Origin of the sequence: Pseudoalteromonas rubra (assembly GCF_001482385.1) — a bacterium.
In the GTDB taxonomy this organism is placed as follows: Bacteria; Pseudomonadota; Gammaproteobacteria; order Enterobacterales; family Alteromonadaceae; genus Pseudoalteromonas; species Pseudoalteromonas ardens.
Genome location: NZ_CP013612.1, coordinates 909,212 through 929,675 on the forward strand (window position 1 = coordinate 909,212; position 20,464 = coordinate 929,675).

Here is a 20,464-nt window from a genome sequence, read left to right on the forward strand (position 1 = left end):
TAACTGGCGGAAAAAGTACCTGATATGTTATAAGCTTAGATACCTGTTTAAATAGGTAGGTAAAAGTGCAATTGGGTCGAGGCTACTTAGCGTTTATATTTGTCAGCTTGCTATGTTTTAGTACATTTAATGCAGCGGCACAGACCTGTGGGCAAACCGTTACGGTCAGTGCCAGCGACAACTGGCCACCTTATTCTTACCGGGTAGGCGAGCAATATCACGGGCTGGATATTGAGATCCTTGAGTTGGTCCTGAAAAGTGCCAATTTATGTTGGCGCTATGTATCATTCCCCTCATCCAGCCGGACCTTTGAAGAATTTAAAAAAGGTAAAGTTGATGTGATTTTTGCCGCCAGCTTTACCCAGGAACGACGCCGGTTTTCGGAGTTCAGCTTGCCTTATCGGGATGAGGTGATGCAGTTGTTTCGCCACGTTGATAACCCTTTGAGTCCTCAAAGTGCATTTGCGCCTACCTTAAGCTTTTTAACCAAATCTATCGTGGCCGTGAATCGCGGCAGTGTCTATGGCGACGCTTTTTCACGCATAGTTCAGCAGTGCCCGGATTGTGTGGTGGACATTAACCTGGCCACAGAGCGTTTTGATTTGCTGGTCAAAAAGCGTGTCGACTATGCGGTGGAAGATTTGTTCACGGGTATTTATTTAATTAATCGAGACCCCTACAAGGCACATGTGAGAGCAAGCCGTCTGACTGTACATAAAAACCCCGCACATTATATGATCCGGCCAGGCTTGTTTAGTGAACAACAATTGCAGCAGTTCAATCTGGCCATCGTGCGCAATCAGGCAGCTATTGACGGACTGATTGATTTACATTTTCAGCGCCTGTTATCCGGCTCTGTGCAAACTAAGCAGTAAGTGTGGTCTGTGCAGGTCGGCGCATATGGTATTCAAATTCGTCTTCATCATAGGTTCTGAAGCCCAGCGAAAAATATAAATGACGGGCCGGATTATGTTTAAGCACAGTCAGGAGAAAAGGGTGTTCGGGATATTGCGCAAACATGTGCCTGAGTGTGTTACTGCCAAGTCCCTGCTTTTGGTATTGAGGATCAATTTGTAACTGCATCACTTCCACTTGCTTGTCTCTCAGTCGGAATTTGAGGGTACCGACCGTTACCTGATCAATGATCAGCAAGTGAGAATGGGCATAGTCTTCCTCAAGCCGACACAAATGCGCCTCGTCACTGAGAAAAACTCCCTCCCGTTCCAGGTGCTCCACCATAGTTTGCAGGCGTAGGTTTAACAAATAGGGTTTGTCGGTATCGCAGGCTTGTTTCAGTTCAATATGCATTGTCCTTTCCTTGTTCTGTTTCTGAACATTCTGTCAGAGTGCGTGGATATGCAGTAATACTTTCTGTACAGGCTGGCGAGGACCCTGCCCTTGCAGGCCTGAATTCATCTAATCCCAAAGTCACCGGAGTTGCAAGCAGAAATTGTTTAAAGAAACAAAACTTTAATGAAGCTGAATAGCCATGACCAGGACACACAGATAATGACAAAATAACATCAATCCTCGCTCATAGGCGACTATATTTTGTGCTTTGCTGTTGAATGTCTGGTTTTAAAACCGTACCATAATTGCAAATGATAACGATTAGTATAAATATGAGTTTTATTGCAATTATCCCGCTTTGGCTAGCTGCACTGAGTTTGTATCTCGGTAGTGAGCGCCAAAATTTAATTTCCAACGCATGGCCAAAGTCTTTGGCTGGGTTTAGTACACTCCTTTTGTTCATTCTGGGTATCGTAGTATTCAGTTTTGATTACCCCTGGGTATCGTCCATGCTGGCGGCGCTGGTGGTGTTTATGCTGAGTTTGTTCACTGTCACAATCAGCTCTGGATATTCCAAAATGCGCACGCTCACGATAACAGCTGCATTGTGTGTTTTGAGTCTATCCTTTTGGGGGGCGAGTTATGTGGCCTAAAACACTAATTGGTCTGTTCATTGGTTTATTTTTGTCAGTTTCTTTGGTGCTGAATTTGAACTTATTACTTCCTTTTGCGGAAGGCGTTAGGCTACTTATTGGTTTGATCCTGGCATTTCCTATCTGGGCGGGTTGTATTGTATGGGCTTACTCCTATCCGTCGGCCTGGAAATCGTTCAAGGCGCTAATGCTCACATTAGTGCCGTCCGTTATACTTAACACAACGCTGATGATGCTAAGGTAGGCAATGACGATGAATAATCAGACGTTAAAATCACTCACTAATGCACACGCATGGGTGGGGCTTATTATTTCTACAGTCCTGTTTGTGATCTTTTTTGCCGGTGCAATTGCGCTTTTTAAGGCAAATATCACCAGCTGGGAACGCACACCTTTGTTGGTCGACGCAAAATCAGCTGCAGGCACACCAGCAATTGACAAAGCCTTGGCTACAATTGAAGAAAAGTACGAAGTGGAAATGCATGGAGGCTTTTTTATTTTTCCGCCAGACGAGCATAATCCTTATATCGAGATCGGATTTGAGAGCGAGTTAGCGCAACCAGATCCTGTTACTGGTGAAGATCATGCGCATCATACGTTATTGTTTGATGCGACAAGTGGAGAACTGGTTGGTGATAGTCATGAGTACAATTACGCTGAGTTTGTCTACTTGCTTCATTATAATCTGGGCTTGGGCCGTCCAGGTCTTTATTTTGTGGGCTTAGTTACTTTATTTTTCTTTGTTGCGATCATAAGTGGTGTCGTCATTCATTGGCGTAAATTGTTCAGTAAGTTCTTTCAATATCGTAAAGAAGGTAAAAAGGATAAATGGCTGGATGCACATAATCTAATTGGCACTATGGGTTTGCCAATGCATATTATGTATGCGTTCACAGGGCTGGTGTTCAATCTGGTAATTATTTACCAAATCTCTTATGCGGTCATTTTGTATCAAGGTAATCAGGATGCTTTACTTGACGCCGCAGGATTTGACCAGCCTCATTTGGAAGAGGTCGATAAGCAAATGGCCATGACAGGCATAGATGATATGTATCGGCGTGCAATGGCTACCATGGGTGATGTGACACTCGAGCGTATTAGTATTGAGCATTATGGTGATGAGAGTGCCATTTTGGTCTTTGCGGCAACCAGTAATGATGACTTTTCTCTTTGGCGAGAAGTGCGCTATCTGATGAGTAATCAGGAGCAAATTTATCTTACGATGGATAATTATGACAACGCAGTACGCGGTGGGTTGTCAACCATTGCAAGTTTGCATTTTGGAGACTTTGCAGGCTATGGCATGCGTATGGCCTTTTTCTTATTCGGTTTAGCGACAGCTTATCTTATCATTACCGGTAATTTAATGTGGATTGACAAGCGCGCAAAGCAGCGTAAGCAAAGTGCTCGTAGTCTAACCTTTGTCAGGCGTTTGACATCTGGTGGTTTTATCGGAGTGGTTTTGGCTACTGCGGTAGGGTTTGTGTTAGCAAGACTGTTACCTATCGAGCAGCTAGGCAGAGCGGACTTAATTGAACGCAGTTTTTATATTGTATGGATTGCCTGCATGGTAATTTCTCAACTTTTTGCTAATCAAAAGTTGTTTTGTAAGGCGCTATTGAGTGCGAGTGCCGCATTATTTGCATTTACTCCTGTCGCTGATTGGACGTTATTTTACAACGTCTCCAGTCAACTTGAAGGCAATGTGCTGCGCGATGTCTTACTGGTTGATGCAATCTTGCTATTGTTGTCTGCGATTTGCATTGGAGCAATGAGGCGGGTATATGCAAAGGAAGTGAAGGCACAGCCAATTGGCGCTGAGCCCATAACATCTCGGGCATAACATCCATACTGAGAAGGCGCTGTGAACAGCGCCTTTTTTTGTGCCCGAAATAAAGGCATACTCGTAAATTATCACACTACACAGGACCCTGTGCCATTATGAAAACACAGACTTTCTTTTCCTGGATCTGGCGGATTAACGGCCTGATCATTTTGCTAATGGCGTTGTCTTTGGGCGCACTTTTTGTTTATGAAGTCGGCAAGGACCTGTTCAGGGAGCGTAGTGAGCAAAACGTACCGTTGAACCTGGCTGAGGATAAAGATCAGGAAGAGAACTGGGACCTGGGTTATCCGGTACAACTGGGAGACTACGATTACTTTTTAATCCCACTGGAATCTGAAAAGCTGACTGTCGACGCGACAGATCTCTCTATGGTAGAAGGTTTCAATCGCCAGAGTGGGCCACACAAAATGTATAGCAGTTATCGAGAGTCGCGGATGAAAAACGCAATCTTGGTCAACGCCAGTACCAATGAATCCCGTTGGCTGTTCGACTCAGTGGATCAGCTTATCTATCGCTTTGGTACCCTGGAACAAGAACGCTCTAGGCTGAATGAGCAAAACGAGGCGATTTTCTACGAGCTCATCAATGAAGACAGTAATGCGGATCAGCAGCTGGATTATAATGATGATCTTATTTTTGCTTTAAGTCGTCTTGATGGCTCCGGCTACACCGAAATCATCAGCGGTTACAGCGAGCTGATAACACAGGCTGTAAACAAACAGGGCAACTTATTGATAGTGTATCGCCGACAGGAGCAGGTTTTCAGTGCCCTGATCGATTTGCGTGACTTTAAGCTGCTTGATAAACGCGCCTTACCTAAAGTGGGAGATCAAGTAAGCACGCGTTGAGTATAGAAATATGAGGCACTGACAGCGGTGCCTCAGATTACTTTTTAAATTTTTTAGTGGCAAGTGACCGGGCAGTTGTCAGGGCCCAGCGGGTTCTTTCTGCGTTGACTATCTAACTGTATCTCCAGCGTGTCAGAGAGCTTAACGTTTAAAGAAGCTGAATGCGTAGTGTAGCCCAGTGAATTACCCGAGACAGAAATACGGACGGACTGACCACTGATGATGTGACGAATCGCATCTTTTGCCTTCACTCCCAAATCTTCACCACCATAGAAAAATTCACCGCTTGGGATCGCTTTATCCAGAGAGAAAATAGTGCGAGAGCCAGTTAACTTATCACTGTTAATGGCGGCATATGCCATGCTCGATAGCTTGGACTCAACAAAGTTGTCTATCAGGTTTGACAGGCCAGGGATGCTGATCCCCAAAAAGCGCGTTTCAAAGTCAATGTTCAGGTTCACCGGATTCACTCTGATGTTACTCACTTCACCACTGAAGGCATTGTAGTCTGCGGTTGCCCAGATTTCAGGGGAGTTGATCCTGCCATACGCTTTAAAAATAAACGACGGGGTGTTTTTTAAGGTTATTTTTGCGGTAGAACTGATACCGACACCACCCACTTTTGCTAAGATACGACCGCCTGATTCACGCAGCTCAAATACCATTGGACCATTGAGGTTGGTGTTAACATAGTCAAGGTCAAAGCTGCCATTCAGGTTAGCGTCGACGCTCTGATAAATCTTTTGGCGGATATCTGCCTCAAGTGCATTTCTGCGCGCAGAGGTTTTTGCCAGCACAGATTTCACATAATTGTTTCTGTCCAATGCACAGCCCTGATAGCCTTTGTAAGAAACAGATGCGGTAACCCGGGTCACATAATCGTCCCGATAGTTTTGCTCAAATAAGCTGTAAAAATCACACTCACCAATGTTGTTATTGATTGCGGCTGATGCCATACCAGGCATAAAACCAGCGCTTAAAACCGCTGCAAGTGTGAGTGCTTTTACTTTTGTGATCATTTTTCATTTCCTTTGCGTTTTAATTTTCGGTAACAAGCTATCTACTTTTGTTGTCTAATGTCAAAGGAATAAATATTAAATTTTAACTAAATTAAATCTAGATCATCTTTTTCAGGTTCACGCACAGGAGGAATCACGTCGTTTAGGTCTTCTTTCAGCAGGCGTAGCAGCGCTCTGAGCCCTGGATGTCGCTCTAAGTCACGGCAATAGAGGTAATAATCAACGCTGGGCAAAGATTGTTTTATTGATATGAAATCAATGTGCTTGTTGTCTGATTCAGACAATGATGAAGGCACGATTGCAAAACCAACCTGATTGGCAACCAGCGCCAGTGTGGCGGATTTGGTTTTGACTTGCTGGACCAGTTTGGGACGCACATGTGCGATGGCAAATGCCTGGTTAATTTCATCATACAGCTCAGGATGCAAATCCCGTGGATAGCTAATATAGGGTTTTCTGGCCAGTGCTGACAAGCACAGTTCTGCTGCGGTGAGTTGCCACGCTCGCGGCACTGCCAGTACGTAAGGCTCTTTTTTCAGAAGATATAAATGCTCATCAGACAGGGCATGTTGATGCAGCCTGATAATTGCGGCATCCAGCAACTGGGCGTGACATTGTGAGATAAGTTGCTGGGTGGTGCCTTCTTCCAGGTCAATCAAATAATCCGGATGCTGCTGGTGAAATGTCGCAATACGGGGCGCAATTAACACATCGATTGCCAGGCCGATGGCACCTAAGCGCAAAGGGAGTAGCTCACCCGACTGTTCAGCCCCCAGATAACGCATTAACGCATAATGACTTTCCAGTACTTTATCAGCATGCTGGATCAGTCGCTCTCCTCTGCGTGTCAATGAGACCTGACGTGTTGAGCGTTCAAAAACGGTAAACCCCAGTTGTTGTTCAATTTTTTTGATCTGCTGACTTAACGGGGGCTGGGCCATATTCAATCGCCGAGCTGCTTTGCTGAAGCTGAGCTCCTGGGAAACGGTAACCAGATAGCGGAGTTTTCTAAGGTCGAGCCAATCTATATTCATTTGATATAAATAAAGGTGATTTATATATTGGATTAAACAATATGCATTGGGTAGCTTAGATGCAAATAATAAAAAGGAATAATGATGATGCAGAGACTATTAACCGCATTGCTGACATGTGTAGCCCTGGTAAGTGCAGTTGTTCAGGCAAAGTTGGTACAACACTCATACTATTCGCAGGCCATTGAGGGCAGTTATATTGGCACTGACCCCAACCGCACCATCAGTGTTTATCTGCCCAAAGACTATGACAGCAGCACACAAAGTTATCCGGTATTGTATTTTCTGGGCGCTTATAACTGGCCAGATCGATTTGCTCAGAGCCTGGCTAAGCGCTTTGATACATTCGTGCAAGACGGAAACAGCATGGACTTTATTGTCGTCATGCTAGACGGGGATACCCCCTTGCGTGGCAGTTTCTACGTCAATTCAAAGGCGCACGGTAATTTTGAAGACTTTGTGATGAAAGAAGCCTTGCCTTTTGTGGATGCAAATTATCGGATCAGCAAGCAACCCGGAGATACTGCCATTGCTGGTTTTTCTATGGGCGGAACAGGCGCATTGCGCTTTGCCGCCAAATATCCGCAACACTTCAACCATGTTTATGCCATGAGCCCGGGTCTGTTTTCAGAGCAAGGCATGCAAGACTCCTATCTGGCTGATGAGAAAGCGGTGGCAGGTTATAAGCTGTTTCGTCAGCAACTGGCAAAAGCAGCCGACCCCGCGGCATTTATGGCAAGTGCATTTGCCGATTATCAGGGGTTAAAACTCTGGCAACAAGGGGTCGATCACTCTAATCTGGCACTGGTGCTTGCCTATGGCAGTGCGTTTGCAGGCACACAAAGTGATGCGTTTGGCCCCCATTATACTGAGCTTGAGAGCAGCAAAGACGCCTGGCAAGGCGGGTTTGGTGAGTTGCTCAGACTATACACAAACCCACATGTCCTGAGTAAGTTGCAAACTGTACATGTAGAGGTGGGTAATAAAGATGAGTACCGTTGGATCTCAGACGGCAATATGCGCCTTGGTGAGCTGAGCCGGGCCAGCAATAGCAAGGTACAGGTAGAAGTGTTTGAAGGCGACCACAGTAGCGGTTTTGGTCATCGCATCAGCCAGCGAGTGCTGCCACACTTTGCAACTGTATTTAGTAAACGTGCTGAGCTGTAAACAAGCTAGGGGAGTGCTCGCTCAGAACTCTGGACGAGTTTTTCTCACGCGTAAATTAAACGATAGCGAACTACAAAATCTATATTGCCCATTTATCTCGACACTGACTATGCGCTAAGTAAATGGATATACTCAAGCTTAGCTGCATACAGCTACTTGCCTATTTACACAGAGATCTGTAAAAGAGGATTAAATAACAAAAAAGGAAACGCCTAATATGGAATATCTCTATGCAATCATCCTCTTTGCGATTTCGTCTTCTGTTACACCTGGCCCTAACAACATTATGGTCATGACCTCTGGCGTTAACTTTGGCGTAAAAAAAAGTCTGCCTTTGCTGAGCGGGATATGCATTGGTTTCGCCTTTATGCTGCTATTAGTTGGGCTTGGTTTTTCTCGCTTATTTGAATGGTTTCCTGCGCTACATATGATCATCAAATGTGCGGGCGTGCTGTATTTGCTGTATCTGGCCGTGTTGATCGCGCGTTCAGCCGAGACCCAGGATACGGATAGTCAGGGTGAGCCGCTCTCGTTTCTGAAAGGCGCTTTGTTTCAATGGATCAATGGTAAAGCCTGGGTGGTGGCGACCGGCGCGATTGCTGCCTTTACCACTGTGGGTGGTGGCGTTGATACTCAGACTATGTTGATTGCCACCACTTTTTTGTTAGTGTCCTTTCCGTGTGTCGGTGTCTGGCTGTTGTTTGGCTCACTACTAAAAAACTGGCTGAACAGTGCCGCCAGTCGTAAGTGCTTTAATCTGGCGATGGCGGGACTCTTGGTGATCTCTGTATTACCAGTCTTAAAAGAAATAGTGATACAGTTATCGGGACCGATGACCACGCTTTGATCGAGTGTAGTGTAAAGGGCATTTACACTTGCGTGTATCATCACGACTATGAAAGACAAAGTGTATGGTACGTACTTGGAATGGTAGTTAATTCAGGTCTGACAGATAATAACAACATAAGGTATACCCAGATGATCACCTATCGACTCGCTTTACCGACCGAAGCCGACACACTAAAAAACCTGCTATGGCAGCATGGTCAGAATGAATGGAATTACCTCACCGAAGAAGGGGTGAATGCCGAGTTTGAGTTGCTCGAACGTGGGGCTGCAAGTGCCGTGGTGGCAGTACAGGATGACGAAATTATCGGCTGCTCGGTACTGATTGACGCAACACATAGCCCGGATTACCTTAACAAATACACGCACCAGAAATTGATGTACTTTATCGGCGATGTGGTCGTTGCAAGTCAGCATGGTGGGAAAGGCATTGCCACAGCACTGTTACAGGCATGCATCACGCTGGCCAGGCAAGTTGGCGCTGAAATCGTGTTAATTGAGCGACATGAGGAAAACCTGGCTTCGGCCGGTATGATGCGAAAAGCCGGATTTCATATCCTTGATACTTTTCATGATCCGGACAAACGCAGTGCGGGCTCACAAAATAGCTGTATTCTAGCTATAGAGCTTTGAGCGTGAACTTAATAAAATCTATGATGCTCATTGAAGCCTTGTTCAGGCCACACGTATAAAGGTGTGGCCTCTGTTGACCAGATCAGCGAACCGCAACCGTCACGCCCGATGCTGCTAATACCGAGCCGGCACAGCGGTTGAGCATGGTTAGTCGCCGTGGTGTAGATATGAGCTTTCTGGCCTGACCGCCCAGATAGACATACGCCAGATTAACTGAGCCAAATGCCAGCGTTGCACATGCCATGATCCCTAATATGTCCGTATAGGTCATACTTTCTATGGCCACAAAGGTAGGAAACAAAGCAACATAAAAAACAATGGCTTTTGGGTTACTTAGCGTCAGCAAAAAACCACTCAGTACGGCCGATTGGGTGCTATGTGTTGCCGTGTCAGTGGCCGAAGCACCGGGCTTTGACAGTAGCAAGGAAATGCCCATCCAGATCAGGTAGGCGGCACAGAGGTATTTGATGATAACAAAAGCGCTGCCCAACACCTCGGCAACGACCGCCAGACCAGAAATAGCAAGCAAAATCAACACATAATCGGCTAGCAGCAGGCCCGCAGTCATAAATATGCCCCGTTTGTATCCACTGGCAACAGAGGCCGACGTAATGGCGAATACGGCAGGTCCGGGTATGATGGCGACAACAAACATTGCGATAAACAATGCCATATAGTGTTCAAAGGTCATGCAATTGCTCCTGTAGGGCTGAATAAACTATCCTTGCTGATGGTATCTCAGCTCACGTCTTTAATGTAACTTATTTTATTGTTGTGGAAGCGGAACCGGGTTTCGCCCTCAAGCTGGAGCGTGTCTCCGGCCCTTAAGCCATTCGGCAGATCCGCTGCAAGCGTCGCCTGGTATTGAATGTAGGCCGTGGCTGCCTGCTCTTCGAGTGCTAATTCTGTGATTGTCTGTTGGCGGGCTTAGAATAACGCAGCACCTTTTACAGCGAGTTGTTCAAACGCCGCTTTACCATGTGTGCTGGCCGTGATCTCGCCATTTGATTCGTTTTCAAACACGATCTGTTCATCTAACAGTGCCAGCATAGCGGCGATATCAAAGGCGTTGTAGGCGTGAACATAAGCCTCAACCAGATCAATGTGAGTGGGTTCTGACATATAAATTCTCCTTATTTAAACCATGTTTGCCACTGCGATTTTGTACAGGGCTAAAGTTATTAAATCGACTGAGATATAGTTTGACAAGAGGCTCAATGGTAAAAAACAACCTAAGTAAAGTATGCAGATTTTTTTGGCAGGTCTGTGCGCTGTTTTCTGACTAAATTATTCACTTCGTCTTACGTTTTTAGTATTTAACCCCAATTTAATGAAAAGTGAAATGTTATATTATAACATTTGTGGGTTGTAACTAAGATAAGAACTAGGATCTCACAAACATGTTATTGCTTTTGTCAACGCTGACGGTCATTGCGTCAGCTGCATCCGCGCCTGCTACCGGGGTGGACAAGTCAGTAGAAAAAATTGAGGTACAAGGGGTGCGCTCACGCCTGATCAAGTCAGGTGCATTAAAAGACGATATTGCCAAAACGGAGCTGCTTTCAAACGAATATATAAAAAACACCCAGTCCTCTAGCCTGGCAGATGCTATCCAAAATGCCATTGGCATTCGCGTGTCTAATGAATGTGCGATGTGTGGTGCAAAGCGGATCATGATCAATGGATTAAAAGGAGAGCATACTAATGTTCTCGTTGATGGCATCCCCATGCATACTATGATTTCTGGCTTTTACGGCATGGACTCAGTAGCGGCATCTGGCATCGGGCGTATTGAAATTGCCCGTGGTGCCGGTGCATCACTCACTGCGCCGGAAGCCATTGGCGGTACGGTTAACCTGGTTACGGCGCAGCCCAGCGAAGATAAAATTGAACTGGATATGGCGACGGGTAGTGATGGATACAAGCTGATCTCTGCGCTGGCAAGTGGCATTAGTACAGACGGCAATACTCGGGCAACCCTGATTGGTCAGTATGATAACAAAGATCAGTTTGACGGTGATGGTAACGGCGTAAGTGAAAATCCGGCCCTGACCAATCAGTCACTGACGTTAATGGTATCTCATGATATTGGTTATTCAGACAATATTCGTGTGCGGCTGAATCAAACCCAATCAGAGGTGTTTGGTGGCCCGGTTCTGGGTGATACTGCAACCAGTATCTCTGCTACCTTGGCCAGTGTCAGCCAGGGGGAGGCTGATTCCTTATTCGTAAATGATGACGTCAGAAATCGTTACATCGGCAATGCCTGGGAAACTGCGGAATGGGTTAAAACAGAGCGTGAAGAGGCCAGCTTGAGCTGGTTACATGAGATTTCATCCCGTCTGAACGTGACCTCCAGTTTGGCCTATGTTGACCATATTCAGGACTCGTTCTATGAAAGCACAGACTACTATGCTGAAGATACTATGTACTATTACTCGGTGCGCTTTAACTATGATCTGAATACTGAGCACCTGCTTACCTTTGGTGCGGACAAGCGAGATGAGACGATGCGCTCCTCGTCTGCTGCGCTCGAAAGCACTGCAAATTATGTATCGGACAGCTTTGATTACGATACAACCGGCCTTTATATACAGGATACCTGGTTACCAAACGAGTCCGTTGAGGTCTCAGCTGCGCTACGTCTGGATCAGATCCAGGCCGACTTCGTTGACCCTCAAAAGCCTGGCGTTGAAATCGACAAAACCATCCTGTCCCCCAGGGTCGATATGCGTTATTTCCACAATGATACTTTTACCTCACGTTTGTCACTGGGGCAGGGTTATCGCGCACCTTTATCTTTCTTTGAAAGTGACCACGGCATATTGGATTCCGGTAAAGGTTTTCAGGTAGAGGTCAGTGAACCAGAGCGCTCAAAATCGGCCACCTACGCGTTAAGTTACGAAGCAGAAATGCTGACTGTCACGGCTTCAGCCGCACACACTAAAGTGGAGCACCTGGCCACTTTGTCCCATACTGATTCAGGCACGCCGGTGCTCACTCAGCTAACAGAAACTGCCGCGGTGACTGCTGTGGATATTTCGGCAAACTGGCAGGTTTCAGATACTTTGACTGTGTCAGCAATCGCGGAGCAGTATCATTACGACGACACATTCAAGGCCTCTTTTGGCATCGCACCCATCGAAAAGCGCGCGACGCTTAGCACCGACTTACATATTAATGAGTGGGAAATCATCACCAGTGCAATCTGGGTGGCGAGTCGAAATCTGACAGAATACGGCTATGAAGGTTTTAACGATGCCAACGGCGAGTTTGCCAAACCCACCTCAGCTGAAAGTTATGTCACGGTTGACTTAAAAGTGGTTAAGTCACTCTCCAAAGCACTCAGCCTGTATGCCGGTGCCAGCAATCTGTTTGATTATAATCAGGCTGAAGATATGGGCAGTCCGCTGATGTATGATGCTGAAGGTGGCTATGATGTGGTGTATATTCATGGCCCATTGAGAGGCAGACAGGCTTACCTCGGGCTCACCTATGAATTTTAAATGGGTGGCCATGTTGCTGATCACTTGCCTGGTGTATGAGAGTCAGGCGACTGACTTTTATACACAACCCATGCAGCGTCTTGATGACGCTGCTTATGGCGAACTGCAAACCCTGGCCCCATTTACCGGGGCGCCAGTGCTTATGTCTTTTTTTATGCCAAACTGTCGCTGGTGTGAAAAGCAGCATGTCGCACTGAGTGATCTGGTCGAGTCGTGTGCCGGCGTTCAGCCCGTGATGATGGGCGTGAATGGTAATCGCCGTGATTTACGTCGCGCACTTAAGCGAAAACACAATGAGTTCCCCGCCTTTTTAAGCAGTCGTGAGTTTACTCAGGCGTTAGGAAAAAAACCGCCAGTCCCGATGACCTTGATCTTTAATAACCAAGGAGAACTGGTGCTTTACACCCAGGGTTATCGTTCACAGCAAACTTTATCTGCACTGCTGAAAGAGCATCAAGTAACACAGTGCCTCTGAGTTAGCGCTGATCTTAAACATCAGACATAATATAAAGTGATTGATGTGCTGTTACGGCAATCAATAGCACTGGTTAGGCTATGGAGAGAAGATGTAGAAACCACTTTGGTAACTTTAAAAAATTCACATTGGTGTTTCAACGTAATGGCGTGTGTTTTATCGAGTTGATGTCTCAGACGTGTGACTGGGCATTGTTGCCTGTAAATCGCGCTTCGTTGCCCACTGGTCAATGTTGGTATGAGCTGTTCGCATCTACATATTATTGCTGACTGAAGTTAGGTTCCTTGTTCCTTAGAAGCTGCTCCTAACTTGAGCAGGCATCAATTACTCACGAACTAAGTAATGGTAATAATCCAAACACCAATAAAGCACAGGTGATTAACGATAGCAGCGACCCAATACCGACCAATACTTTCAACATAATTTCTGCTGAGAGGTTTGCTGAGAATCCCGCGCCAGCGATGGGCAGCGCTTTACTGGCGCCTGTTAATGAGGCAAATGTGATGCCGATCCAAATAAGTATGAATCCCAATGCAGAGCCATAAGCAGCAAAAACTTCCAAATAATAGGGCAGTTCAACCAGTGACCAGATAATGCCAAAGATCGCCAGTGCCATGGCGCACTGAACAGCGGTGAGGTGGCCAGAAAGTGCCATACGGGAATTTTTTGCAGCTGGTATCAGCGCACCTTGTATTAAACCGACCAGGAAGAAGGCAATACCAATAAAGATGAGGTGCGCACCTATCTGTGTAAGTTCTATCATGATGTTCCTTATGTGTTGTGGGTAGGTGGAATCAACACCCTTGATCCTGTTAATCATTCTTAATATGGGTGTTTAGCTGTCAGACTGGCCTACCGCTCAAATTGTCCGTCTGGCGTATGCTTTTGTAAGCTGACGAGCGTCATTTTCTTCCACGGAGAAAAAAAGTACCCGTACCTGTTTAAAAAGGCAAGTTAAAAATTGACTTCACAAAAAATCATCAACATGAGCATTCATACCCGCCCTATCCTTCTTGTTTTGCGATCGGAAATTGTGATTGAAAACCAAGAATTATCCAGTTTTTTTGTATTAAATTGAGCGTTCATGTTCACGTTCAAGAGTACAACCTAATGACCCCAAAGTAAGCGAGCGTGTGATACGCATGGAGCATGTGTTTATTTGGAGAATCAGTACGGCACGTCACCTGTTAGATATATGTAGACATTTTTTATACACGCGATTTTGTTTTTTGCGTACAGTTTTTCGACACTTTTACCTGGTTGCTGATTGTAGCCGGGTTCCCCTCTTCGGTAACAAATTAATGGGTTGTGTATCTGTCCATTTTTACAGGTGATGACCTGAGTCTGATTAATCGTGTCACGAACTTTGCCTCAGCGGTTAAATTCCCGTCACAGGTGACGGTGCGGGTTTCTCACATTAAGTTAGGAACGATGATTTCTGTATATAAACAGCGTCTATTTGGACCGGCTTATTAATAATTTAATAATTCATCTAAATGTATATGCAAATTCTCATAATTACGGCCATTTGAGAGTTAATTTATTCCTGTAAAAGCATAGGTTCATCATAAATATTCCTAATTATTTGTTAATTTAATGTTTCATTTTAAGTGTTTGTTTTATTATTTCTTTCATTTTTTTAGACGTTTATTCCCCAATTGCTTGTCTTTTGTACCCGTATGTATTATAAATTTTAACCCAATGTATGTTGTATGTTCGGTGAAGCTCGAAATGAAACATAAATGTAAAAATAAGTATGATGTAATAATTGTCGGATCTGGACCTGTTGGCAGTGCTGCGGCAATTTTATATGCAGAACAAGGGTTGTCGGTTGGTCTGATTGAAAAGTCAAAAGACATCAATAGCTATAAACCTGTTTGTACTCACTTTTTACAAGGAGTAGCCACTCCTATATTGAAAAAGTTAAATGTTGTTGATGAGATTGAAAAATCTGGGGCAATTAAAAACTTTATACAGTTGTGGACTAAGTGGGGGTGGATAAAACCAGACCCAGCTGTAAGTGCTGAGCATCATGGATACAATGTTCGTCGTAAAACGTTAGATCCCATTTTAAGAAAAAGGGCTGCGGCGCATGAAAATGTAACTCTACTGCAAGGTTACAAGATGACAGCGCTTATATTTTCGGATCCTAAAAAAGTTATCGGTGTAGAAGCTGATGATTTAGAAGGAGGCGAAAAGCACAAGCTATTCGCAAATCTTATCGTTGGAGCGGACGGTCGTAATTCTATTGTTGCTAAAAAGATTAACGCATCTTACGAGAAAAGAAAAAATAACCGAACATTTTATGTTTCTTATTATAAAGACCTGAAACTTACATCAGGACTTATTTCGCAACTATGGTTTTGGGGAAAACATGTTGCGTACGCATTCCCCTGTGATGGTGATCTCACCTTGTTATGTATTGGATTACATGATGAGCAACTATCAGAATTCAAAAAAGACTACAAATCTAACTTTCACAATTTTTTCAAAGAGTTACCAGATGGTCCAGATATGGATAGCGCAGACCGTGTGGCTAATATCACGGTTGGACCTAATATGGATACTCAAAGGGCCGTGCATCAAATTGAAGGTGTTGCGCTGATCGGAGACGCTATGTTGTCAATAGATCCCTATGCTGGAACTGGCGTTGCATTTGGCCTGTTAAGCGCTGATTGGCTGGTAGAGAAAACGTGCCATAGCCTGTTAGAAAATGATCCGATAGCGTTACTTAATAGTGTAAGAGATTATGAAAATATACATAAAAAGAAATTAAAAGAACATGAATTTATTATTTCAAGTTACTCATCTGGTAGAGAGTTCAACTACATATTTCCACCTGAAAGAGCTGTGCTTTCCTCAGCGGTGTATGACCAAAAAGTTGCAAATAAACTTGACCTATTTTTGAATCGTGAAGTCAACTTAAGTGACCTTATTACATTTTCTTTTCTTGCTAGATTGGTGAGGGCTCAGTTTTTAAGAGCGTTTAAAACGTAAGGTTTTTACTCAATTTTCTTTTGATTCATTGTTGTTTTTGGTTATTTTTTATGTAATTAAAATGATTTTTTATTTTCACATTGAGCCTTTATTTTCTTAAAAGGCTACTGAAACTAAACTCTGTATTTTTTTGGTGGGTGTGGTTGTATAAAAAAACCGCATAGGGGCTGGTTGTGTGTTTTTTAAAGTAGGGTGGTTGCATAATAAATTACATTGATAATGAGTCAATTTTTAAAGGTGTCTGACAATTTTTCTTAAGCTATTAAGCAAAAATTAAAGCTCATGCTTTGAGGGTTACTTTGTGTTTATTAGAGACAGATATCCAGTACATAACTCGAAATTAAAATACTTTACCAACTCAACTGTGACTGAGAAAAAAGCGAATTTCGGGTTTATATGTGAAGGCATTTACACTAAAAATTTTTATAAAGGATTGTTCTATCATGAATTCATTTAACCATTCTTCTTTGCCTGTTTTGGCTCCGTTGGAGCAGTTTTATGCCCTGACGCGAGAGTATGAATTATCTGAGTTGGAATCTATGACTCCAGCGCAGATTAAAGCACTGATTTCAAGCACTCAGTTGCCCTCTATGATCGTGCCAAAAGAGTTTGGCGGGCTGGAAATGCCAATGAAAGATGCACTGGAAGTGGTGTACTCCGTCGCCATGGTTTGTCCCTCAGCTGCATTGATGTTGTGCATGCATTTTCACGTTGTTTCTACCATTTCCATGTATCCGAATTCTTTTCAGTTTGCAGGGCCATTGCTCAAAGACATATCTGAAAACAATGCCTTAGTCGCCTCAGCCTTTGCAGAAAGCTCAGGGAACCAAGATATATTTCATACCAGTGTTGCCGCGACCAGCACCGAGGAAGATTACATCATCATATCCGGCAGCAAAAAGCCTTGTACGATGAGCCATGTAGCCGACTATTTTGCCGTTTCTATCATCACAGCAGAAGGCATACCTGGGGTGGCCATTGTTTCAAATGGCTCTGAAGGGTTGGAACGAAAGCCTTTCTGGCCGGGAGATATCCTCAAAAGCACCGACAGTCATGAAGTGATCTTTAATAACGTCATTGTGCCTAATGAATGGTCGGTGCTCGCGCAAGACGATTCATTTGAAATGTACCTGAGTACTGGCCTGGTGAACTTCAATTTATTTATTGGCGCTGCGTATACAGGCGTGTGTAAATCGTTAGTTGGGCGTCTTAATCCTGCTGCGCTTCAGGCTCCTTCTATTTTCATTCCCGTTACAGGAACGTTGGCGCAGTGCCGTTATAGTGTATGTGGATTGTCACACAAAGTAGCGCCAGAGAACCTGGAGTGGTTGGTGCCGGAAGTGTTGTCTTTACGATATCAAATACAGAAGTCGCTTAAAGATGTGAGGAATATCGTTTTTGAAAGTATTGGTGCACATAAGTACCTTTCTGATGATACCGCTCATTACTTATCCAGAACGATCGATTTACTGGCTTTTCACCCGGTAACTCAATTCGGTTTTGAACAACAACTAAAGAACTAAAAGGTTTTAGCGTCGTGAAGTGTCAACCTTATCGCCAGTCGATTTTAGAGCAGTTTAAGTTAGATTTGAGCATTGTTCGTAGTAAAGGATCTTATCACTATGACAATGAGGGACGGAAAATACTTGATGGTGTTTCTCAATATGGGGCATTACCGTTAGGTCATAACTCCAGTGAACTAACTCAAATAGTAACTGAGTATCTAGCAACGGAACAACCTAATTTTATTCAGCCATTTTTGCCTAAAAGTACGCAAGAGCTCGCAGCGCGTTTGGTTGCACTGGCAGGCGATAAATATGAATACGTAACGTTTAGTAACTCAGGAACTGAAACTGTGGAAGCGGCCTTTAAACTGGCCCGCCTGAAAACACAAAGAAGCCATATTCTTTCGGTCAATAACTCATTTCACGGGAAAACGTTTGCAGCTTTGTCGGCGACAGGCAGTGACCGCCACAGTGATCCAGTTATCGTTGATAAAAATCAATATGACCGAGTGGAACTGAACGACCTGTTTGAACTAGAGCAGGCTCTCAAAACGCGGAAATATGCTGCCTTCATCATTGAACCCGTTCAGGGGGAAGGTGGCATGCTCCCGGCAGACAGAGAGTATCTTCTGCATGCGGCTAAGTTGTGTAAGACGTATGGCACTTTGTTCATACTCGATGAAATTCAAACTGGCATGGGTCGGAGTGGTGAGATATTAGCGGCGCACCGATACAAGATCGAGCCAGATCTGCTGCTGTTGTCTAAGGCCCTGGGTGGAGGACTTATTCCCATTGGTGCCATGATCATGAAACGGGGCACATATGAGCAGGAGTTCGACTCCAAACACAGTTCTACATTCGCCAATGGCGGCTTAGCGTGTGCCGTTGGTCTGGGGGTGCTGGATGCATTGGAGGCACAGGATCGCTTAGTTCTGAATAATGTGAAAGAGCTTGAACAGGTTATCGTTGAGCGTTTAACGCGATTACAGGAGCGCTACCCACAGCACTTTTCGTTTAACGGCCTTGGTTTGATGTATGCCTTAAACTTCAAGGATCTCGAGACTAAAGGCAATTACATTGTCAGCTATGCACACAGAAGTGACCTGCTGCCTTTGCTAATTTGCGGCTATTTAGTCCATGTTAAAGGCATCTTTTGCATGCCCATGCTTAACAGAACAGAGCTTGGTGGAGCCATCCGTTTTCAGCCAGCATTGAATGTGAGCAGGAGTGAAGTTAGTCGGTTTTTAGGCGCGTTTGAAGAAGTCTGTGAACTGCTCAGTGAGAAGCGCTATGACCAGCTCATGGGATTCCTGGTTGGCTATAAGCCAGTTGTTGAAATAGAAAAAACCAAAAAACAACAAAAGAAAAAACCTAAGCCAATTCAATTACTCCCGGCACCAACTAAGGGTAAAGAATACCGCCTTGCGTTTTTGTTCCATTCAACCAGCGCGGAAGATATCCGTCGGGGATTACCGCAAAAAGTAAAAGAAAACTTCTCAGAACAACAGCAAATGGAATTGTCTCAGTGGCTATTTGCACTGGGAGATATCGAAAACGAACCACAAGCTGTGTTTGAGTTTTCAATGACCGGCGGTCAGGGAGACGTCGTCAATGCGGCGATGATTTATAGTCCTATAAGCCCAACGGGTATGTTAAAGCTGAGCCGAGCCAACAAGGCAAAACTCATGAAAAAGTACCTGCAAAAGGCATCAGACTTTGATGCGAATTTGATAGGACTTGGCGCGTATACCTCAGTGATCACTCGCGGTGGACTGGATATCGCCTCAGACGATTTTCATTTGACGACCGGTAATTGTTGGACAGCGATATCGACGTGTAACGCGATCAGAGAATTGTTTGCTGATGATATTGAGCACAGGCATCTGATGGTCATTGGTGCACGAGGTTCTGTGGGCCGGATTGCGCTAATGGATCTATCTCACCGCTTTGGCGTCGTGGATGTGGTTGGCAGTCAACATACGCCACTGGATGAGCAATACGTCAACCTCAGAAATGCATTGGTTGAGGTATTAAATGAAATTTCAGAAATTGGCCAAGGTTCCGCAGCGGGTAAATTCTGGCGATATGCAGAAGCTCTGAATGTTAAAGAACAGCTTATTCAGAGTGAGCCGCCCGAAGTGCCGGATATGATGCGTAAGGTGATTGAGCACGGGCATGCTCAGGGAGAGTCAACCTTTAACCTGTTTGTTGGTCTTGACACAGAAAACGTCAGTGAAAATCTCGACTGTGTTCTGTCAGCGACCAGTGAAGGGAAAGCGTTCATCTCTGCCGAAATCTTCCCTAAAAACTGCAAAATATTTGATGTGGCCCGGCCATTTGATGTGTTGGATGAACATAAAGACAGAGAAGTCCATGAAGGCGGTCTCGTCTACTTACCTGACCGCCGGGCTATGCTAAGCGATTGTAATATCATCGGTTGTCGTCCAGGCGTGAATTTGGCGTGCCTGTCTGAGACCATTTTACTCGGTATGGATGGCGTTGAGCAGAATTACAGTCTGGGTAAAGAAATCTCATATAAGCAGGCAATCGATGTCAGCAAAATCGCTGAAAAGCATGGTTTTCGCCACTTCATCAATCGAGACAAATCCATTACGAATGTCTGAAGTTAAGGTGCTTATCGATGA

The 20,464-nt window shown here is 44.7% G+C and carries 18 protein-coding genes; 12 read left to right on the forward strand and 6 right to left on the reverse strand.

Annotated elements, in window-relative coordinates; translation table 11 throughout:
* Nucleotides 1-65: 65 nt before the first annotated feature.
* Nucleotides 66-875 carry a substrate-binding periplasmic protein gene (locus AT705_RS22985; RefSeq protein ID WP_058798649.1) on the forward strand — a complete coding sequence of 270 codons (810 nt, stop codon included), beginning with the start codon at nucleotides 66-68 and terminating at the stop codon, nucleotides 873-875.
* Here AT705_RS22985 and AT705_RS22990 read toward each other — a convergent pair.
* Nucleotides 865-1,308: a GNAT family N-acetyltransferase gene (locus AT705_RS22990; protein ID WP_058798650.1), complete on the reverse strand. Its 444-nt coding sequence runs from the start codon at nucleotides 1,306-1,308 to the stop codon at nucleotides 865-867. The genes AT705_RS22985 and AT705_RS22990 overlap by 11 nt on opposite strands.
* A gap of 314 nt (nucleotides 1,309-1,622) precedes the next feature.
* Between AT705_RS22990 and AT705_RS22995 the strand changes: the two genes are divergently transcribed.
* From AT705_RS22995 to AT705_RS26140, 3 genes are all read left to right on the forward strand, one after another.
* On the forward strand, nucleotides 1,623-1,943 hold the full coding sequence (locus AT705_RS22995) for a hypothetical protein (protein WP_058798651.1): 321 nt from the start codon (nucleotides 1,623-1,625) through the stop codon (nucleotides 1,941-1,943).
* Nucleotides 1,944-2,190: 247 nt separating this feature from the next.
* Nucleotides 2,191-3,786: a PepSY-associated TM helix domain-containing protein gene (locus tag AT705_RS23005; RefSeq protein WP_237113849.1), complete on the forward strand. Its 1,596-nt coding sequence runs from the start codon at nucleotides 2,191-2,193 to the stop codon at nucleotides 3,784-3,786.
* A 98-nt stretch (nucleotides 3,787-3,884) separates the two neighbouring features.
* The gene (locus AT705_RS26140; RefSeq protein ID WP_058798654.1) at nucleotides 3,885-4,637 is read left to right on the forward strand and encodes a hypothetical protein; all 753 of its coding nucleotides are present in this window, start codon (nucleotides 3,885-3,887) and stop codon (nucleotides 4,635-4,637) included.
* 53 nt (nucleotides 4,638-4,690) lie between these two features.
* On the opposite strand, the gene AT705_RS23015 is transcribed toward AT705_RS26140, so the two are convergent.
* Nucleotides 4,691-5,656 carry a hypothetical protein gene (locus AT705_RS23015; protein WP_058798655.1) on the reverse strand — a complete coding sequence of 322 codons (966 nt, stop codon included), beginning with the start codon at nucleotides 5,654-5,656 and terminating at the stop codon, nucleotides 4,691-4,693.
* 86 nt (nucleotides 5,657-5,742) lie between these two features.
* The gene (locus AT705_RS23020; RefSeq protein WP_082669124.1) at nucleotides 5,743-6,690 is read right to left on the reverse strand and encodes a LysR family transcriptional regulator; all 948 of its coding nucleotides are present in this window, start codon (nucleotides 6,688-6,690) and stop codon (nucleotides 5,743-5,745) included.
* A gap of 84 nt (nucleotides 6,691-6,774) precedes the next feature.
* Between AT705_RS23020 and AT705_RS23025 the strand changes: the two genes are divergently transcribed.
* The 3 genes from AT705_RS23025 to AT705_RS23035 all read left to right on the forward strand — a co-directional run bounded on the left by AT705_RS23025 (nucleotide 6,775) and on the right by AT705_RS23035 (nucleotide 9,336).
* A complete protein-coding gene (locus AT705_RS23025; RefSeq protein ID WP_058798657.1) occupies nucleotides 6,775-7,857 on the forward strand; it encodes an alpha/beta hydrolase in 1,083 nt (360 codons plus the stop codon).
* Between the two features lie 217 nt (nucleotides 7,858-8,074).
* The gene (locus AT705_RS23030; protein ID WP_058798658.1) at nucleotides 8,075-8,704 is read left to right on the forward strand and encodes a LysE family translocator; all 630 of its coding nucleotides are present in this window, start codon (nucleotides 8,075-8,077) and stop codon (nucleotides 8,702-8,704) included.
* Between the two features lie 131 nt (nucleotides 8,705-8,835).
* Nucleotides 8,836-9,336 (forward strand): GNAT family N-acetyltransferase, encoded by a 501-nt coding sequence (locus AT705_RS23035; RefSeq protein ID WP_058798659.1) that lies wholly within the window; start codon nucleotides 8,836-8,838, stop codon nucleotides 9,334-9,336.
* Nucleotides 9,337-9,418: 82 nt separating this feature from the next.
* Here the strand turns inward: AT705_RS23035 and AT705_RS23040 are convergent, their stop codons facing one another.
* Together AT705_RS23040 and AT705_RS25605 are read right to left on the reverse strand one after the other, a co-directional pair.
* Entirely contained in the window at nucleotides 9,419-10,027 is a 609-nt protein-coding gene (locus AT705_RS23040; RefSeq protein WP_058798660.1) for a LysE family translocator, read from the reverse strand.
* A 236-nt stretch (nucleotides 10,028-10,263) separates the two neighbouring features.
* Nucleotides 10,264-10,458 carry a nuclear transport factor 2 family protein gene (locus tag AT705_RS25605; RefSeq protein ID WP_208856790.1) on the reverse strand — a complete coding sequence of 65 codons (195 nt, stop codon included), beginning with the start codon at nucleotides 10,456-10,458 and terminating at the stop codon, nucleotides 10,264-10,266.
* A gap of 278 nt (nucleotides 10,459-10,736) precedes the next feature.
* On the opposite strand from AT705_RS25605, the gene AT705_RS23050 reads away from it, so the two are divergent.
* Together AT705_RS23050 and AT705_RS23055 are read left to right on the forward strand one after the other, a co-directional pair.
* Nucleotides 10,737-12,842, forward strand: a complete 2,106-nt coding sequence (locus AT705_RS23050; protein ID WP_058798661.1) for a TonB-dependent receptor plug domain-containing protein — start codon at nucleotides 10,737-10,739, stop codon at nucleotides 12,840-12,842.
* The gene (locus AT705_RS23055; protein ID WP_058798662.1) at nucleotides 12,832-13,317 is read left to right on the forward strand and encodes a TlpA family protein disulfide reductase; all 486 of its coding nucleotides are present in this window, start codon (nucleotides 12,832-12,834) and stop codon (nucleotides 13,315-13,317) included. Before AT705_RS23050 ends, AT705_RS23055 begins: the two co-directional genes overlap by 11 nt.
* A 328-nt stretch (nucleotides 13,318-13,645) precedes the next feature.
* Here AT705_RS23055 and AT705_RS23060 read toward each other — a convergent pair whose 3' ends face one another.
* Nucleotides 13,646-14,080: a hypothetical protein gene (locus tag AT705_RS23060; RefSeq protein WP_058798663.1), complete on the reverse strand. Its 435-nt coding sequence runs from the start codon at nucleotides 14,078-14,080 to the stop codon at nucleotides 13,646-13,648.
* 968 nt (nucleotides 14,081-15,048) lie between these two features.
* Here AT705_RS23060 and AT705_RS23065 point away from each other — a divergent pair.
* The 3 genes from AT705_RS23065 to AT705_RS23075 all read left to right on the forward strand — a co-directional run bounded on the left by AT705_RS23065 (nucleotide 15,049) and on the right by AT705_RS23075 (nucleotide 20,443).
* Complete coding sequence (locus tag AT705_RS23065; protein ID WP_058798664.1) at nucleotides 15,049-16,314, forward strand: NAD(P)/FAD-dependent oxidoreductase; 1,266 nt, start codon at nucleotides 15,049-15,051, stop codon at nucleotides 16,312-16,314.
* 398 nt (nucleotides 16,315-16,712) lie between these two features.
* The gene (locus AT705_RS23070; protein WP_157576961.1) at nucleotides 16,713-17,837 is read left to right on the forward strand and encodes an acyl-CoA dehydrogenase family protein; all 1,125 of its coding nucleotides are present in this window, start codon (nucleotides 16,713-16,715) and stop codon (nucleotides 17,835-17,837) included.
* 14 nt (nucleotides 17,838-17,851) lie between these two features.
* On the forward strand, nucleotides 17,852-20,443 hold the full coding sequence (locus AT705_RS23075; RefSeq protein ID WP_058798665.1) for an aminotransferase class III-fold pyridoxal phosphate-dependent enzyme: 2,592 nt from the start codon (nucleotides 17,852-17,854) through the stop codon (nucleotides 20,441-20,443).
* Nucleotides 20,444-20,464: the final 21 nt, after the last annotated feature.

Bases quoted from the DNA above. Each gene is read 5' to 3' on its own strand.
- AT705_RS22990 (WP_058798650.1), bottom strand. From the start codon at position 1,308: ATGCATATTGAACTGAAACAAGCCTGCGATACCGACAAACCCTATTTG.
- AT705_RS22995 (WP_058798651.1), top strand. From the start codon at position 1,623: ATGAGTTTTATTGCAATTATCCCGCTTTGGCTAGCTGCACTGAGTTTG.
- AT705_RS23005 (WP_237113849.1), top strand. From the start codon at position 2,191: ATGACGATGAATAATCAGACGTTAAAATCACTCACTAATGCACACGCA.
- AT705_RS26140 (WP_058798654.1), top strand. From the start codon at position 3,885: ATGAAAACACAGACTTTCTTTTCCTGGATCTGGCGGATTAACGGCCTG.
- AT705_RS23015 (WP_058798655.1), bottom strand. From the start codon at position 5,656: ATGATCACAAAAGTAAAAGCACTCACACTTGCAGCGGTTTTAAGCGCT.
- AT705_RS23020 (WP_082669124.1), bottom strand. From the start codon at position 6,690: ATGAATATAGATTGGCTCGACCTTAGAAAACTCCGCTATCTGGTTACC.
- AT705_RS23025 (WP_058798657.1), top strand. From the start codon at position 6,775: ATGATGCAGAGACTATTAACCGCATTGCTGACATGTGTAGCCCTGGTA.
- AT705_RS23030 (WP_058798658.1), top strand. From the start codon at position 8,075: ATGGAATATCTCTATGCAATCATCCTCTTTGCGATTTCGTCTTCTGTT.
- AT705_RS23035 (WP_058798659.1), top strand. From the start codon at position 8,836: ATGATCACCTATCGACTCGCTTTACCGACCGAAGCCGACACACTAAAA.
- AT705_RS23040 (WP_058798660.1), bottom strand. From the start codon at position 10,027: ATGACCTTTGAACACTATATGGCATTGTTTATCGCAATGTTTGTTGTC.
- AT705_RS25605 (WP_208856790.1), bottom strand. From the start codon at position 10,458: ATGTCAGAACCCACTCACATTGATCTGGTTGAGGCTTATGTTCACGCC.
- AT705_RS23050 (WP_058798661.1), top strand. From the start codon at position 10,737: ATGTTATTGCTTTTGTCAACGCTGACGGTCATTGCGTCAGCTGCATCC.
- AT705_RS23055 (WP_058798662.1), top strand. From the start codon at position 12,832: ATGAATTTTAAATGGGTGGCCATGTTGCTGATCACTTGCCTGGTGTAT.
- AT705_RS23060 (WP_058798663.1), bottom strand. From the start codon at position 14,080: ATGATAGAACTTACACAGATAGGTGCGCACCTCATCTTTATTGGTATT.
- AT705_RS23065 (WP_058798664.1), top strand. From the start codon at position 15,049: ATGAAACATAAATGTAAAAATAAGTATGATGTAATAATTGTCGGATCT.